The organism is Streptomyces sp. NBC_01474, from assembly GCF_035918215.1.
In the GTDB taxonomy this organism is placed as follows: Bacteria; Actinomycetota; Actinomycetes; order Streptomycetales; family Streptomycetaceae; genus Streptomyces; species Streptomyces aureus.
This window is the reverse complement of sequence record NZ_CP109449.1, coordinates 771,971-788,128: the sequence shown is the minus strand read 5'-3', so window position 1 is coordinate 788,128 and position 16,158 is coordinate 771,971. Positions and strand designations below refer to the sequence as shown.

The 16,158-nt window shown below is 70.2% G+C and carries 12 protein-coding genes; 5 read left to right on the top strand and 7 right to left on the bottom strand.

The genetic code is table 11. The annotated features are described in order from the left end of the window. Positions 1-1,071 carry a PP2C family protein-serine/threonine phosphatase gene (locus OG758_RS03835; RefSeq protein ID WP_326708610.1) on the bottom strand — a complete coding sequence of 357 codons (1,071 nt, stop codon included), beginning with the start codon at positions 1,069-1,071 and terminating at the stop codon, positions 1-3. Positions 1,072-1,372: 301 nt separating this feature from the next. Between OG758_RS03835 and OG758_RS03830 the strand changes: the two genes are divergently transcribed. Beyond that, entirely contained in the window at positions 1,373-2,746 is a 1,374-nt protein-coding gene (locus OG758_RS03830; RefSeq protein WP_326708609.1) for a cryptochrome/photolyase family protein, read from the top strand. 23 nt (positions 2,747-2,769) lie between these two features. Here the strand turns inward: OG758_RS03830 and OG758_RS03825 are convergent, their stop codons facing one another. The 4 genes from OG758_RS03825 to OG758_RS03810 are packed head-to-tail and all read right to left on the bottom strand — an operon-like array spanning position 2,770 to position 6,960. Then, complete coding sequence (locus OG758_RS03825; protein WP_326708608.1) at positions 2,770-3,579, bottom strand: DUF1295 domain-containing protein; 810 nt, start codon at positions 3,577-3,579, stop codon at positions 2,770-2,772. Next, entirely contained in the window at positions 3,576-4,895 is a 1,320-nt protein-coding gene (locus tag OG758_RS03820) for a cyclopropane-fatty-acyl-phospholipid synthase family protein (protein ID WP_326708607.1), read from the bottom strand. Before OG758_RS03820 ends, OG758_RS03825 begins: the two co-directional genes overlap by 4 nt. Beyond that, a complete protein-coding gene (locus OG758_RS03815) occupies positions 4,892-5,686 on the bottom strand; it encodes a DUF1365 domain-containing protein (protein ID WP_326715790.1) in 795 nt (264 codons plus the stop codon). Before OG758_RS03815 ends, OG758_RS03820 begins: the two co-directional genes overlap by 4 nt. After that, complete coding sequence (locus tag OG758_RS03810) at positions 5,686-6,960, bottom strand: NAD(P)/FAD-dependent oxidoreductase (protein WP_326708606.1); 1,275 nt, start codon at positions 6,958-6,960, stop codon at positions 5,686-5,688. The genes OG758_RS03815 and OG758_RS03810 overlap by 1 nt, the downstream gene beginning before the upstream one ends. A gap of 233 nt (positions 6,961-7,193) precedes the next feature. Between OG758_RS03810 and OG758_RS03805 the strand changes: the two genes are divergently transcribed. From OG758_RS03805 to OG758_RS03790, 4 genes are all read left to right on the top strand, one after another. Beyond that, entirely contained in the window at positions 7,194-7,778 is a 585-nt protein-coding gene (locus OG758_RS03805) for a sigma-70 family RNA polymerase sigma factor (RefSeq protein WP_326708605.1), read from the top strand. Then, positions 7,775-8,527: an anti-sigma factor gene (locus tag OG758_RS03800; protein WP_326708604.1), complete on the top strand. Its 753-nt coding sequence runs from the start codon at positions 7,775-7,777 to the stop codon at positions 8,525-8,527. Before OG758_RS03805 ends, OG758_RS03800 begins: the two co-directional genes overlap by 4 nt. Before the next feature lie 178 nt (positions 8,528-8,705). After that, positions 8,706-10,352, top strand: a complete 1,647-nt coding sequence (locus OG758_RS03795) for a molybdopterin-dependent oxidoreductase (RefSeq protein WP_326708603.1) — start codon at positions 8,706-8,708, stop codon at positions 10,350-10,352. A 66-nt stretch (positions 10,353-10,418) separates the two neighbouring features. Next, a complete protein-coding gene (locus OG758_RS03790) occupies positions 10,419-11,087 on the top strand; it encodes a fasciclin domain-containing protein (RefSeq protein WP_326708602.1) in 669 nt (222 codons plus the stop codon). Positions 11,088-11,272: 185 nt separating this feature from the next. Here OG758_RS03790 and OG758_RS03785 read toward each other — a convergent pair whose 3' ends face one another. Beyond that, the gene (locus OG758_RS03785; RefSeq protein ID WP_326708601.1) at positions 11,273-11,911 is read right to left on the bottom strand and encodes a response regulator; all 639 of its coding nucleotides are present in this window, start codon (positions 11,909-11,911) and stop codon (positions 11,273-11,275) included. Further along, positions 11,908-16,149, bottom strand: a complete 4,242-nt coding sequence (locus OG758_RS03780) for a HAMP domain-containing protein (RefSeq protein ID WP_326708600.1) — start codon at positions 16,147-16,149, stop codon at positions 11,908-11,910. The genes OG758_RS03785 and OG758_RS03780 overlap by 4 nt, the downstream gene beginning before the upstream one ends. Between the last annotated feature and the right edge of the window lie 9 nt (positions 16,150-16,158).

Below are 16,158 nucleotides of genomic sequence, written 5' to 3'. Positions count from 1 at the left end.
CTACCGGCCGGCGGCGCCCGGCCGAGGGACCGGATTGCGCTGGACGGCGATGATGGCGGCGTCGTCGCTGAGGTGTCCTCGGCAGTGGGCGAGGAGGTCCCGGCGGATGTGATCCAGGAGTGCTTCCGGGCTGCTCGTGGTCCACTGCTCGACTCGCTGCGCGAACGGATAGAAGACCCCGCCCTCATCGCGGGCTTCGGTGACCCCGTCCGTGTAGAGGATCAGGGTGTCACCGGCATCGAAGGCGAACTCGTCGACGGGAAACCCTTCGGCCGGCAGCCCGGCCACGCCGAGGGGCGGGGCCGGGTGGGGACTGGTGAGGGTGTGGACCTGGTGCTCGTGCAGCAGTAACGGTGGGGGATGTCCGCAGCAGGTCATACGGGTCGTGTGCCCCTGACCGGGGATTTCCAGCAGCAGGGCGGTGATGAAGTGCTCGTCGATCTCGTCCTCCGCCTCGACGAAATCGGCGAGGTAGCGGGACACGCTCCGGTCCAGGGCCACGGCGAGCGCGGGCAGCGTGGCGTGCTGGTCGGCGACCACGCGGAACGCACCGAGCAGCAGCGCCGACTCGCTGACGGCGGACAGCCCGTGTCCCCGTACGTCACCGATGATCATCCGTACGCCGTCGTCGGTGCCAGTCGCCGTGTAGAGGTCGCCGCCGATCTCGGCCTCGTCCTCCGCCGCCAGATACATCGAGGCGATCCGCAACGGACCGATGTGGTGGGGGAGGGGCCGCAGCAGGGCCTTCTGTGCGACCTCGGCCACGGACCGCACTTTGGCCAGTTCCCGTCTCCGGTGCTCGCGCACGCGGCAGAAGAACACGATCAGGGCGCTGAGCAGGGCGAGGGAGAAGATCTGCACCATCACATTGCGTGTGGTCAGGACGCCGAAGTGGATGCCGATGAATGCCTGGGCTCCGACCGCCAGGGCCCCGATGAAAGCCGTGAGGCGGGGTCCGGCGAAGGAGGCGGTGAGTGCGGGGGCCACGACCAGCAGCGGCCCCAGATGCACGTCGGCCGGAACCAGGAAGTCGACGACCGTGATCACCACGATGAGCGCGAGCGGAAACATCACCAGCGCGTGACTCGGCTGCCACCGCTGCCACAGACCTCCCAAGCGCCGCCGTAGGCCCACGCCATCCACTGTGCACCCTCGGAGCGTGACGTGGGCATCGAGCAAGTCCTCACCTGCGCTGATTGCACACGGTGACGATTGCTGATCGCAGGGGGCCGCCGCGGCGACGCTGTCCGCGTCGAGGAGTTCCGCCGTTCCACGTCGTAGAGTCCGGGGCCATGGTTCGTAACACCGCCCAGGCGGCAGCGAAGTGCACAGCCGCCGGTGATCCCGGCCCGGTCCGTCCTGGAGCGGCCTCGTGAGCGTCTCGATCGTGTTGTTCACGTCCGACCTCCGTGTCCACGACCACCCGCCGCTACGGGCGGCGCTCCGCGCGTCGCATGAGGTGGTGCCGCTGTTCGTACGGGACACGGGGATCGCGTCCGCCGGTTATGCGGCGCCCAACCGGGAAGCGTTCCTCGCGGACTGCCTGGGTGATCTCGACGCGGCGCTGCGCGCGTGCGGCGGGCGCCTCGTGGTGCGGTCGGGGGACGTGGCCGATGCCGTGGCCGGCGTCGCGGCCGAGACCGGCGCGGACGCGGTGCACATGGCGGGCGGCGTCAGCGCGTACGCGCAGCGGCGTGAGGAGCGGCTGAGGAACGTCCTGGAGGGGCAGGGGCGGAGGCTCGTCGTCCATGACTCGGTCGTGACCGCGGTGGCGCCGGGCGCCGTCACCCCGGAGTCGTCGGACCACTTCGCCGTGTTCACTCCGTACTTCCGGCACTGGTCGGAGCAGCGTCTGCGCGATGGCCTCGCGGCGCCGCGCGCGATCCGGGTCCCGGACGGCGTGGCCACGGAGGGGACGCCGTCACGCGCGCGGGTCTCCGGGACCTCGCCGGGTCTCGCGGCGGGCGGGGAGAGGGCGGGCCGCAAACAGCTGACCGCGTGGCTGCGGTGTGGTGTCGCAGGCTACGAGGACGGGCACGACGACCTGCCCGGCGACGCGACGTCACGCCTGTCGCCCCACCTGCACTTCGGCACGCTTTCTCCGGTCGAACTCGTCCATCGGGCGCGTGGAGCCGGTGGTCCGGGCGCCGACGCGTTCGTACGTCAGCTCGCCTGGCGCGACTTCCACCACCAGGTCCTCGCCGCGCGCCCGGCCGCCGCGGCGCACGACTACCGCACCCGCCACGACCGCTGGCGCTCCGAACGAGCGGCGGCCCGGGACATCGAGGCGTGGCGCGAGGGGCGCACGGGCTATCCGGTGATCGACGCGGCCATGCGGCAACTGAGCCACGAGGGCTGGATGCACAACCGCGGTCGCCTCCTGACCGCGAGCTTCCTCACGAAGACGCTGTACGTCGACTGGCGGGTCGGCGCCCGTCACTTCCTGGACCTCCTGGTCGACGGCGACATCGCGAACAACCAGCTCAACTGGCAGTGGATGGCGGGGACCGGCACCGACTCGCGCCCCAACCGCGTCCTCAACCCCGTGACGCAGGCGAAGCGTTACGACCCGGACGGCGCGTACGTGCGCCGCTGGGTTCCGGAACTCACGGGTCTCGCCGGGTCCGCGGTCCACGAGCCGTGGAAGCAGCCCGGGCCCGAGCGCGCGAAGTACGCCTACCCGGACCCGATCGTCGAACTCGCCGAAGGACTCGAGCGGTTCAGGTGGGCGCGCGGGCTGGACTGAGCCCTCTCGATGCGGGGTCCGTGTCAGGGGCCCCGTTTCGGCGGGCGAGGGAAGAATCCGCTCGTGCGGGCGGCGTACGCGGCGTATCCGGGGCGCTCGGCCATGTGCCGTTCCAGGAGCGGTTTTCCGCTGCCCCTGAGCAGCAGGTAGCTCATCGTGAGCGGGGAGACCACGGTGACGGCGGCCGCGCCCGCCCCCGCGTCGCAGGTGACGAGGAAGACGCCCCACCACACGCAGAAGTCACCGAAGTAGTTGGGGTGCCGTGTGAGGCTCCACAGACCGCGGTCCATGACGCGTCCCCGGTGGGCCGGGTCGGACTTGAAGCGGGCGAGCTGGTGGTCGCCGACCGCCTCGAAGAAGAGTCCCACCGCCCAGAGCGCGGCTCCGGCCACCGCGAAGGCGGACATGGGTCGCGTGCCGTACTGCGCTGCCTGGACCGGCAGTGACACCAGCCAGACCAGGGCGCCTTGCAGCAGGTAGACGATGCGCAGGGCGTACAGGTCGCGGTTGCCGCGGGCTCTGGCGAGCAGTGCCTCGTAGCGCGGGTCCTCGCCATGGCCGCGCCCTCGCCGTGCGATGTGCAGTGCGAGCCGCAGGCCCCACACCGCGGTGAGCACGGTGACCAGCAGGCGCCGTCCCGGGTCGCCGTCGCCGGCCGACAACACGTAGGACACGAGAGCGACGGCCGTGAAGCCGATGCCCCATGCCACGTCCACGATCCGGTGCAGACCCGTGCGCAGGGCGACGGCGAAGGTGACCGCCATGACGAGGAGCGCCGCGCTCGCGCCCGGTGCGAGGTTCCGGGCGAAGGCGGACCAGTCGAACCCGTTCACTGCCCGGCCCCGCCCGGCCGGGGAACGGTCGCCGAACCCCCGCGCGGGCCGTCCTTCGTGAACAGGTACTGCTGGACGTCCAGATAGCCCGCGCGGAACCCCGCCTCGGAGTACGCGAGGTAGAAGGTCCACATGCGGCGGAACGTGTCGTCGAAGCCGAGCTCCTCGACCTCGTCGGCGCGCTCGGTGAACCGTTCGCGCCACAGCCGCAGCGTCTCGGCGTAGTGGGCGCCGAAGCCGTCGCGGCGGGCGGTGCGCAGGCCGGTGCGGTCGCGGACCGTCTCCTCGATCGCTTCCACGGAGGGCAGCTGACCGCCGGGGAAGATGTACTTCTGGATCCAGGTGAATGTGCCACTGCTCGCGAGCATCCGGTCGTGCGGCATGGTGATGGCCTGGAGGGCGGCGCGGCCGCCCGGCGCGAGCCGTTCGTCGAGCGTACGGAAGTAGACGGGCCAGAACTCCTCGCCCACCGCCTCGACCATCTCCACACTCACCACGGCGTCGTACGTTCCCCGGGCCTCCCGGTAGTCGCACAGCTCCACGGAGATCCGGTCGGCCGCCCCCGCAGCGCGGATGCGCTCACGCGCCAGGTCACGCTGCTCGGCGGAGAGAGTGAGCGTGGTGACGTGGGCGCCGCGCCTGGCGGCTCTGATCGCCAGCTCGCCCCAGCCGGTTCCGATCTCCAACAGGCTGGTGCCGGAGGTGACTTCGGCGAGGTCGAGCAGCCGGTCGATCTTGGCGTGCTGTGCCGCTTCGAGGTGCCGCCAGGTCGAGGGGAAACCGCGGAAGACGGCGGACGAATAGCTGAGCGATTCGTCGAGGAACAGGGCGAACAGGTCGTTCGACAGGTCGTAGTGGCGGCTGATGTTGTCGCGGGCACCGACCGGGGTGTTGCGCTGGGAGGCCGGCCGCCGCGATGCCCAGAGTCCGCGCAATCGCTGGAGGGGGCGGGGGATCAGATCGGCGGCGTGGCCGGCGAGCACGCTCAGGGCGGCCACGAGGTCGGGTGCGTCCCACTCCCCGGCCATGTAGGACTCCCCGAAGCCGACGAGGCCGTTCACGCCGATGCGGCGGTGGAAGGCCTCCGGGTCGTGGATCCTCAGCAGGGGCCCACCACGGCCGAGTTGAGTGCCATCCGCGAGTCGCACACGCATCGGCAGGCGGTCGAGCGCGCCGCGCACGACGGCCTGGGAGACGGCGGTTCTCGCGCGCGAGGACCGGGGAGGCGACGCGACGTCCGGCCAGCGGGCCGCGTCCACGGCCGTGGTGTCGGACCGCCGCTCGGCGTGGCCGCGGTGGGTCACAGGGAAGTTCATTCCATGCCTTTCTGTACTCCGTGCCGGGGGCGGGGCCGCATCGGCAGCCCCTTCAGATAAAGGCGGATGCCGTGCGCGCGGATCGCGGCCGAGACGGCGAGCGTGGGCCACGGGTGCCGCAGCGCGGCGCGGACCAGCGCTCCCGAGGTGGCTTCCAGCCGCAGGCCCCGGACGGTCGCCGTGAACGGCCTGCCACCGGCCCGCTCCAGATGCACGGCGAGATCGAGCCGTTCCCCGGGCAGGGGCAGACGCATCCGGTACTGCCCGTCGACGGGGAAGAACGGCGAGACGTAGAACTCTTTGTCCACGCGGAATTCCTCGTGGAACCCTTTGCGGAACGCCTCGTCCGGGCTGAGCAGGTAGCAGTGCCGTTCGCCGTACGTGTTGTGGACCTCGGCCACCACGCAGCGCAGTTCGCCGTCCCGGTCGTGGCACCAGAAGAGGCTGAGCGGGTTGAAGACGTGGCCCAGGACGCGGGCCTGCGCGAGCATGACGACCGGCCCGGTCGGGCGCGGGACACCGTGCGCGGCCAGGAACTTCTCCAGGCCGGCCCGGATCGTGGGCCCCGCTCCGCCGAAGTGGTCCCGCGCCTCGAACCGGGCCAGGGGACGCAGTGGGGCGGGGAGACGGAGAGGCCGGTCCACGTCGATCAGCCACAGGTAGGTGCGGTGCCGCAGCACGTGACGCCTGGGCGCGGTGCGCACGTGTGTGACCAGGCACGGGTACAGCGCGGGCGCGTGGCCGGGCGGTAGACCGCGTGCTGGGGCGGACGAGGAGCGGGGGGCGTGGATCACCAGACCACCCCCAGCGCCGCGGCCGCCGCCGCGCCCGAGCGGCAGCCGTCCTCGTGGAAACCCCAGCCGTGATAGGCCCCCGCATAGGCGGTACGTGGCCCGCCTATGTCGGGGAGCCGCTGCTGGGCGGCCACCGACTCCGGGGTGAGGACCGGATGTTCGTACGTCATGCGGGCCAGCACCCGCCCGGGGTCGACGCGGTCCTCGCCACCGAGGGTGACGACGAAGGTCTCGGATGCGGTGAGGCGCTGCAGACGGTTCATGTCGTAGCTGACGCGGACCCGGTCGGCCGCGACGCCGCAGGTCGGCATGAGGTAGTTCCATGCGGCGCGCGCCCTCGCACCCCTGGGCAGGACGCCGGTGTCGGTGTGGAGGACGGTGCTGTTGCGCGAGTAGCGGAAGGCTCCGAGGACCTGGCTCTCCTCAGGCGTGGGGTCGGCGAGGAGGCGCAGGGCCTGGTCGGGGTGGGTGGCGATGACGACGGAGTCGTACGCCGTCGTCATCCCGTCCTCGGTCGTGAGCTCGACGCCGTCGGGGTGCCGGCGCACGGACCGTACGGGCGTGGCGGTGTGGACGGCGCCCAGCTGCTTCACGACCCGGTCGACATAGCTGCGTGAGCCGCCGGTCACCGTGCGCCACACCGGCGAGCCGGTGACCGACAGCAGACCGTGGTGCGCCAGGAACCGGAACAGGTAACGCGCCGGAGCGCGCCGGGCCGTGGCGGCGTCGCACGACCATACGGCGGCGACGAGCGGCGTCATGAAGTGGGCGACGAAGTACGCGGAGAAGCGGCCCCGGGTCAGGAACTCACCGAGGGTGAGAGCGTCGTCGTCGCTCTCGGCCAGCAGTCGGCGAGCGGCCCGGTGGAAGACGGGCACCTCGGCCAGCATGCGCAGGTAACGCCCGCGAGCCACGTTGCGAGCCTGGGCGAACAGGCCCGAAGGGCCCCGGGCCCCGGCGTACTCAAGGCCGCACCCTTCGCACCGTACGGACATGCTCATCTCGGACGCCTGCGTGGTGACGCCGAGTTCGGAGAAGAGCCGCAGCAGGTTCGGGTAGGTGCGGCGGTTGTGGACGATGAACCCCGAGTCGACCCGGTGCACGCGGCCGTCGGCCGAGGGCACGTCGTGGGTGTGCGCGTGACCGCCGGTCCTGTCGTCGCCCTCGTACATCACCACGTCGTGGCGGCGCGCAAGGATGTGTGCGGCGGTGAGACCCGCCACGCCGCTCCCCACGACCGCCGTCCGTATGCCCTGCGCCGCACGCGTCACGATCCGCTCCTCCTGCTCCGCGCCTCCGCCGACTGTCCGCGCGGAGGACTCAGTAGTGATCCGGAGCCGAGGCGGGGACGGATTGGCCGAGATGTTCGCCGAGGCGCCGGTGACACAGGACCTGGACGCGGAGCGCGTACCGCGTGGAAAACTCGTCCGCATCAGCACCAATCCGTTGGCGCCCTGGCTACGCATTACCGGTGTCCCGCCGTTCCCTCCCGGAAGATCGCCACGTGAACCGAATCGCACCCCTCGGGGCGTCACCCGCGCCGGAGCCCGATCTGCAGGCGCTCATGGGCCGGACCGCCAAGGGCAGCCAGGAGGCATTCGCCGCCGTGTACGACCGGGTGGCCGGGCCGGTCTTCGGAGTGGTGCGCAGCGTGCTGCGTGACCACGCGCAGTCCGAGGAGGTGGCCCAGGAGGTCCTCATCGAGGTGTGGCGCAGCGCCGCCCGCTACCGCCCCGACCGCGGTACGGCCATGAACTGGGTACTCACCCTCGCCCACCGGCGTGCCATCGACCGGGTCCGATCGGTCGAGGCCTCCGCCGCCAGGGAGCGGCAGGCCGCCTTCCTCGACCGCACCCCCGAGTTCGACGAGGTGACCGAGCAGGTGGAGCACCGCCTCGAACGCGAACAGGTACGCCGCTGTCTGCGCGGCCTCACGGAGCTCCAGCGCCAGTCGGTGACGCTGGCCTACTACCGCGGACTCACGTACAGGGAAGTGGCCGAGCTGCTCGCGCTGCCTCTCGGTACGGTCAAGACGCGCCTGCGGGACGGTCTGATCCGCCTGCGCGACTGCCTGGGGGTGAACGCATGACGAACGCCGATGTCCACACGCTGACCGGCGCCTACGTGCTCCACGCGCTCTCCGAGGCCGAGCGGGCCGCGTTCGAGAGCCACCTCGGGGTCTGCGAGGCCTGCACCCAGGAAGTCGCTGAACTGGCGGCCACAGCAGGCAGGTTGGGGCTCGCCGTCAGTGAGACCCCGCCGCCCGAGCTCAAGGCCCGGGTGATGGGACGGATCCCCAATGTCCGCCAGGAGTCGCCGCTCCCGAAGCAGCCCTCGCGGGCCGGCGGGAACCCGGCGTGGGGCCTCCGTGCGTCGCGCTGGGCACTCGCCGCGTGCCTGGCGGCCGCCGCCGGTCTTGGCGGCGTCGCGGTGTGGCAGCACGAGGAGGCACGGGACGCGCGGGCCGAGGCGGGCGCGGAGCAACGGCGGTCGGCGGAGCTCGCGGCTGTCCTGGGGGCGCCCGACGCCAAGGCGGGCACCGCGCGTCTTGGTGACGGTGCGAGCGCCACGGTGGTCGTCTCCAAGAGCCGCGACAAGGCAGCGTTCGTGTCGTCCGGACTGGCCACGCCGCCGTCCGGCAAGGTCTACCAACTGTGGTTCGCCGACGGCGACACGATGCGTCCGGCCGGCCTGCTCGACCCCGCCTCGCGGGCGCAGGCCGTTCTCCTGGACGGACCCGTCGACCAGGCGTCCGGCATGGGCATCACCGTCGAACCGGCGGGCGGATCCCCCAAACCCACCTCCGCGCCGGTGGCCCTGATGAACTTTCCCGCCTGAGCGTCCATGGCACCGGCGAGGCAGGGAAATGCCTCGCCGGAACGTGTTGTGTGCAGACCCGCCGGAATGGAGAGCGGGACGGACCGTTCATTCGGACCCGCGCGCCCTTCGGATTGGTCGGAAGGAAATTCTCCCCCGATCGAGTGGGAGACCAATCCGCACCCGGTCACTGCTCCGGATGGCCGGTGTGAGCAAAGAAGCGAAGACATCAAGTCACCCCCGCGTGTGGCGACTTGTCGGGCTCGGCGCGTCGAGCGGCCTCCTGGCGGGCTACGCCGCGCTGGCGACGGCCGAGCTCGTGTCTGCCGCGGTACGTCCTGAGTCGAGTCCCGTCGTCGCGGTGGGCGGGGCGGCGATCGACCGCACGCCCGCCGGGGTGAAGGACTGGGCGATCCGCCACTTCGGCACGAACGACAAGATCGTCCTGCAACTGGGCATCCTCGGTGTCCTCACCCTTCTCGCACTCGCTCTGGGCGTCGTGGCGACGCGGCGCCGGCGGACCGGCTCGGCGGGTGTCCTCCTGTTCGGCGTGGTCGGGGCCTTCGCCGCGACCGGTCGGCCCGACTCCACGAGCGTCGTCGACGCCCTGCCGTCGGTGGCCGGAGCAGTGGTGGGAGCGGGGCTTCTGTACCGGCTCTCCGGGCGCCTGCAGCCACTTAGGAGTGCGGCTCCCGTGGGCCGAGGCGTGACGGCTCCCGTGGAGTCAGAGGTCGCTCGGAGCGAGGACGAGGCGGGCTGGGGCCGGCGGGGATTCGTCGTCGCGGCGACGGCGGCCGCGGCCGCGTCGACGGGGATCGGCCTGGTGGGCCGCTCCCTGAACGGTTCGCAAGGGCAGAACGCCGTCGCCTCGCGCCGCGGGATCACGCTGCCCGCCCCGGCCTCGGCCGCGGCACCCATACCCAAGGGGGCCGTGCTGCGGATCAGGGACGTCAGCCCGTTCATGACGCCCGGTCAGGACTTCTACCGGGTCGACACCGCGCTGGTGGTGCCCAAGGTCGACGCGAACTCATGGCGGCTGCGGATCCACGGCAAGGGCGTCACCCGCGAGGCGAACGTGTCGTTCGCGGAGCTGCTGCGCATGCCGCTGATCGAACGGAACATCACGCTCGCCTGCGTCTCGAACGAGGTCGGCGGCCCGTATGTCGGCAATGCGCGGTGGATCGGCGTGCGCCTGGCCGACCTCCTGAGGCGGTGCGGCGTCAGGCCGCCGTCGAAGGGCGGGCCCGCCGACCAGCTGGTCGCGCGTTCCGTCGACGCAATGACCATCGGCAGCCCGGTCGAGGACGTCATGGACGGCCGCGACGCGATGCTCGCCCTCGGGATGAACGGCGCGCCACTGCCCTTCGCCCACGGTTTCCCGGTGCGCATGGTGGTTCCCGGCCTGTACGGGTTCGTGTCCGCCTGCAAATGGATCCAGGACATCGAACTCACCACCTTCGACGACTACGACGCGTACTGGGTGAAGCGGCACTGGGCGCGCAGGGCGCCCATCAAGACACAGTCTCGGATCGACACCCCCAAGCCTTTCGCACGCCCCAAGGCCGGCATGGTCATGGTCGCCGGCGTGGCCTGGGCCCAGCACCGCGGGATCGACAAGGTCGAGGTCCGCGTCGACGACGGGCCCTGGCGGCGGGCGGATCTGGCCGCCGAGGACACCACGGACACCTGGCGTCAGTGGTCCTTCCCCTGGAAAGCCACATCCGGCGGTCACACCCTGACCGTCCGGGCCACCGACCGCATGGGCCAGACCCAGACGGAGAAGCGGACCCGCACCATCCCCGACGGGGCCAGCGGCTGGCATTCGGTGGTGGTCACCGTGGACTGACCGCCGCCCGCCCTCGACCGCACGACCTGAACTCAGCACCCTCACCACATCGTTCAAGGAGCAGAAATGAACACCGTCACCCGCCGAACCCGTCGTGGAGCCCTCGTTCTCGCCGCGGCGGCGATGCTGCCGCTGGCGCTCACCGCCTGCTCGAGCGACGACGGCAAGGACAAGGCGGCCTCGGACACGAAGTCGTCTGCCGCGTCCGACACGGCGTCCGGCAAGGCCGACGACAGCGGTTCGGGCGACACGAACAACGCGGACGAGCCGTTCGGCCCGGCCTGTGCCTCCGTGCCGAAGGACGGCGCCGGCTCCTTCGACGGCATGGCCAAGGACCCGGTCGCGACCGCCGCGTCCAACAACCCAGCCCTGTCCACCCTCGTCACCGCGGTGAAGAAGGCAGGCCTGGTCGACACCCTGAACAACGCCCAGAACATCACCGTGTTCGCGCCGACCAACGACGCCTTCGCGAAGATCCCGAAGGCCGACCTGGACAAGGTCCTGAACGACAAGGCCACGCTCACCAAGATCCTCACCTACCACGTCGTGGGGCAGAAGCTCGCGCCCAAGGACCTGGAGAACGGCTCGTACACGACGCTGGAGAAGTCGAAGCTGACGACCGCGGGCTCCGGCGAGTCCTACAAGGTCAACGACTCCGCCAGTGTGGTCTGCGGCAACGTCAAGACCGCCAACGCCAACGTCAACATCATCGACACGGTGCTGATGCCGAAGTAGTGACGCGGGCGGCGGCGGGGAGCCGTCCTCCAACGGTCGACCGTTGGAGGACGGCTCCCCGCCGGCGTGCTTCCTCCTCCGCGGCCAGGAGGATCTTCGATCCCCACCCGTCCTTACGGCTCTTCTCACGGATCCAGAGCATCTCGATGCCGAGCAGCCCACCCCACGTCCAGCCGGACATGCACCTACCGTTCTTGGCCTTCCAAGAGACGACCAACAGCCCTTTCCAGTACGGCGATCCGGTCGGCGAGACCCGCCGAATCAGGTCCGTCCGTCCCCTCCCTCTCACGCAGCAGGCGTTGTACTTGGGCAAGTTGAAGTTCCACGTCGGCAAGGCGGTGCTGTTCCTCGGCGGGTTCCGTCGGTACGTCGACCGCCAGGAGGCGTGTCAACTGCTCGGCTTGATCGGCAAGTTGACGGTTCTTGCGGTGCAGCTCCAGGAAGACGTTGACCTTGGTCCGCAACAGCCAGGGGTCGAACGGTTTGACCAGGAAGTCCGCCGCGCCGACGGTGTAGCCGCGGTAGGCGTAGTTCGGGTCGACCGCCGCCCCGGTCAGCAGGATGATCGGGATGTCCTTGGTCTGGTCGAGGCCCTTGATGTTGGCGGCGGTCTCGAAGCCGTTCATGCCCGGCATCAGTACGTCGATGAGCGCGACCGCGAACTCCTGCCGCAGCATCGCCTTGAGCGCCGCCTCGCCCGAGTGCGCGCGGACCACGCGGGCGAGCGAGCCGAGCACGGCTTCGAGAGCGACCAGGTTTTCCTCCATGTCGTCCACGATGAGGATGCTGGAGGCGTCGGCCGCCGCTCCCTGCGGCGCCGTCACAGCGTCCGCCCCGGGGTGTCGTCGCCGGACGCGTCCGGAGGTGCCTCCGAGCGGGTGTGCGGGTCGAGCAGCCTGCAGATCACCGACAGCAGCCTGTCGACGTCCACCGGCTTGGGGATGTAGTCGTTTGCACCGCTCTCGATCGCCTTTTCGCGGTCGCCCGGCATCGCCTTGGCAGTGAGCGCGATGACCGGCAGGTTCGCGAAGCGAGGTGTGCGCCGCATCGCAGCGATCATCTCGTAACCATCCATTTCCGGCATCATGATGTCCATCAGTACCAGAGACACATCCGGTGTCCGGTCGAGGACCTCGAGGCCCTCACGGCCGTTCTCGGCGTACTTGACGGTGATTCCGACACGGCCCAGCACATGGGTCAGCGCGAAGACGTTCCGGATGTCGTCGTCGACGATCAGGATGTGGCGGTTGGCCAGCACCCCGGCGGCGCCGCCGGTCAGCCACTCCTTGAGCCGGGTCGTCTCCGGCCAGCTGGACGGTTCGTCCATGATGTCGAGAGCGGAGAGGTCCTCAGCGGCACGGGTGGTTCCCGCGCGGGGCACGGACGCCGGGTCGGGGAACGCGTCGACCTCCGCGGGGGCTCCTGCGCGGGCCGTGGGCCGGCGAGCCGGTGAGCCCGGCCCGGAGATGGCCTGTACTTCGCCGGCCGTGGGAAGCGGTTCCACCGCGGGGGCTGTGTAGTGCACAGGGACGTAGAGGGTGAAGGTGGAGCCGACGCCCGGCTCGCTCTCGGCCGTGATCCTGCCGCCGAGCAGGGCCGCCATGTCACGGCTGATGGAGAGGCCGAGACCGGTGCCTCCGTACTTGCGGTTGGTGGCGCCGTCGGACTGCTGGAACGCCTCGAAGATTCCGCTGAGCATCTCCGGCTGGATGCCGATTCCGGTGTCCTTGACAGAGAGGGCGATGATTTCGTCCGCGTCGCGCAGTGTCTCCTCCTCGAAGTCCGCGGGCGTCGCGCGCTCGACGAGCAGTTCCACCCCGCCGGACGAAGTGAACTTCACCGCGTTCGAGAGAAGGTTGCGCAGGATCTGCTGGAGGCGCTGCTCGTCGGAGTAGAGCTCGAGGGGGACGTTCTCGCCGACCGTGATGTCGAACGACAGGCCCCGGTCCCCGGAGAGCGGCTGGAACGTCGCCCGCACGTAGTCGAGCAGTTTGTTCAGCGGCAGCGTCTTGGGGTGCACGTCCATCCGGCCCGCCTCGATCTTCGACAGGTCGAGAATGTCGTTGATCAGTTGCAGCAGGTCGGAGCCCGCCTGGTGGATGGTGACGGCGAACTCCACCTCCTCCGCGGAGAGCCGGCCGGAGGGATTGTCGGCGAGAAGCCGGGACAGCACGAGGAGCGAGTTGAGGGGCGTACGCAACTCGTGCGACATGTTCGCCAGGAACTCGGACTTGTACTGGGAGGACGTGGCGAGCAGCGCCGCCTTCTCCTCCAGTTCGGCGTTCGTGGTCTGCAACTCGTCGGAGCGCTGGCGCAGTTCGGCGGTGAGGCGCTGCGACTCGGAAAGGAGCGACTCGGTACGGGAGTTGGCGATGATGGTGTTGATGGAGACGCCGATGGTGTTCACGAACTGGTCGACGAAGGCGAGGTGTACCTCGCTGAAGCGGCTGAACGAGGCGAGCTCGATGACGCCGAGCACCCGGTCCTCGAAGAGGATCGGCAGGATGACGACGCTGGCCGGCGGCGCGGCGCCGAGGCCGGAGCTGATGGTGATGTAGTCCGCGGGGACCGCGTCGACGAGGATCCGCCGTTTCTCCGCGGTGGCCTGGGAGATGAGACCCCAGCCGGGCGCGCCGAGGCTGAGCCGGGGGCGTGGCCTGTGGCCTTCCTCCTGGCCGGTGCCGTAACCGGCCAGGAGTTCCAGGTCGTCGCCCGGTTCCGCAGCCGCCTGGGCCAGGAAGAACGCACCGTACTGGGCGTTCACCAGAGGGGTCAGCTCGCGCAGGATCAGGTCGGCGACCTCGACCAGGTCGCGGTGGCCCTGCATGAGTCCGGCGATACGGGTCAGGTTGGACTCCAGCCAGTCCTTGGCCCGGGTCGTCTCACGGAGGTTCGCCACCATGAGGTTGATGTTGTCCTTGAGGGTGGCCACCTCGCCCTGGGCCTCCACCGAGATGGAGCCGGACATGTCGCCCTGTGTGACGGCGCTGGCGACCTCGGCGATCGCGCGCACCTGGGTGGTGAGGTTCAGGGCCAGCTCGTTCACGCTGGTGGTCAGGCGCTTCCACGTCCCGTAGACGCCTTCCACGCGGGCCTGGCCGCCCAGTTGCCCCTCGGAGCCCACCTCACGGGCCACGCGAGTGACCTCGGAGGCGAACGCGGACAGCGTGTCGACCATCGTGTTGATCGTGGTCTTGAGTTCCAGGATCTCGCCGCGTGCGTCGACGTCGATCTTCTTCGACAGGTCGCCTCGCGCGACAGCGGTGGCGACCTGGGCGATGTTGCGGACCTGGGAGGTCAGGTTGTCGGCCATGAAGTTGACGTTGTCGGTGAGGTTCTCCCAGACCCCGGACGCGCCGTGGACCTGGGCGCGGCCGCCGAGCCGTCCCTCGGTGCCGACCTCGCGGGCCACACGCGTGACCTCGTCCGCGAACGCCCTCAGCTGCTGGACCATCGTGTTGACGGTGTCCTTCAGCTCCAGGATCTCGCCGCGTGCGTCGACGTCGATCTTCTTGGACAGGTCGCCGTTGGCGACGGCGGTGGTGACCTGGGCGATGTTGCGGACCTGGGAGGTCAGGTTGAGCGCCATGAAGTTGACGTTGTCGGTGAGGTCCTTCCAGACCCCGGACGCGCCCCTGACCTGGGCCTGACCGCCCAGGTTGCCCTCGGTGCCGACCTCGCGGGCCACACGCGTGACCTCGTCGGCGAAGGCGGAGAGCTGGTCGACCATCGTGTTGATCGTCGACTTCAGCTCAAGGATCTCTCCCTTGGCCTCCACGGTGATCGTCTTCCCGAGGTCACCCTCGGCGACGGCGGTGGCGACCTGGGCGATGTTGCGGACCTGGGAGGTCAGGTTGTCGGCCATGAAGTTGACGCTCTCCGTGAGGTCCTTCCAGACCCCGGACACGCCCCTGACCTGGGCGCGGCCGCCGAGCTGTCCTTCGGTGCCGACCTCGCGCGCGACGCGGGTGACCTCGTCGGCGAAGGCGGAGAGCTGGTCGACCATCGTGTTGATCGTCGACTTCAGCTGAAGGATCTCGCCGCGCGCGTCCACGGTGATCTTCTGGCTCAGGTCGCCGTTGGCGACGGCGGTGGTGACCTGGGCGATGTTGCGGACCTGGGAGGTCAGGTTCGACGCCATGAAGTTCACGTTGTCGGTGAGGTCCTTCCAGACTCCCGATACGCCCCTGACCTGGGCGCGGCCGCCGAGCTGTCCTTCGGTGCCGACCTCGCGGGCAACCCTGGTGACCTCGTCGGCGAACGCCCGCAGCTGGTCCACCATCGTGTTGACGGTGAGCTTCAGCTCCAGCAGCTCGCCGGTGGCCTCGACGGTCACCTGCTGCGTCAGGTCTCCGCCTGCCACCGCGGTCGTCACGACCGCGATGTCCCGCACCTGCGCGGTCAGGCGCGACGCCATCGTGTTGACCGCCTCGGTCACATGGAGCCAGTCTCCGGACAGGCCCTGCGCCTTCGCACGGCCACCCAGGCGTCCCTCGGTGCCGACCTCGCGGGCGACTCGGGTCACCTCGCCGGTGAACAGCGAGAGCTGGTCCACCATGCGGTTCACGCCGATGCCCAGGCGTCGCAGGTCACCGCGGAGCTGGCGGCTTCCGTCGTGCAGGTCGACGTGCTGGGTCAGATCGCCGTCCGCGACGGCGTCGAGGACCCGGGTGGCCTTGGCGACGGGGCCCACCAGCGCTTCGATCGCCGTATTGGCGGCCTCGACGTTCGTCGTCCAGGCGCCTGAGCCGGGACTCGCCGAGATGCGTTCGTCCAGCCGGCCCCGCCGGATGATCTCGTGCCGGACGCGCTGGAGCTCCGTGGCGAGATGGCTGTTCCGCGCGATGATCTGGTTGAGGACCGCGCCCATCTCGGCCACGACCGGGTCCTGCGGGGCGGCTTCGCCCTCTTCCGGCGAACCGTCCGCACGCGCCGTGAAATCGCCTTCGCACAGGGCCTTCATCGTGGCCAGAAGCGGGCGCAGCTCACTCGTGCGGACCCATGGTCCGGAGTCCGTCGTGGCCGGGCGGGCCGCGTCCGGCCGAGTCGTGTCCATGGTCATGAACCATCC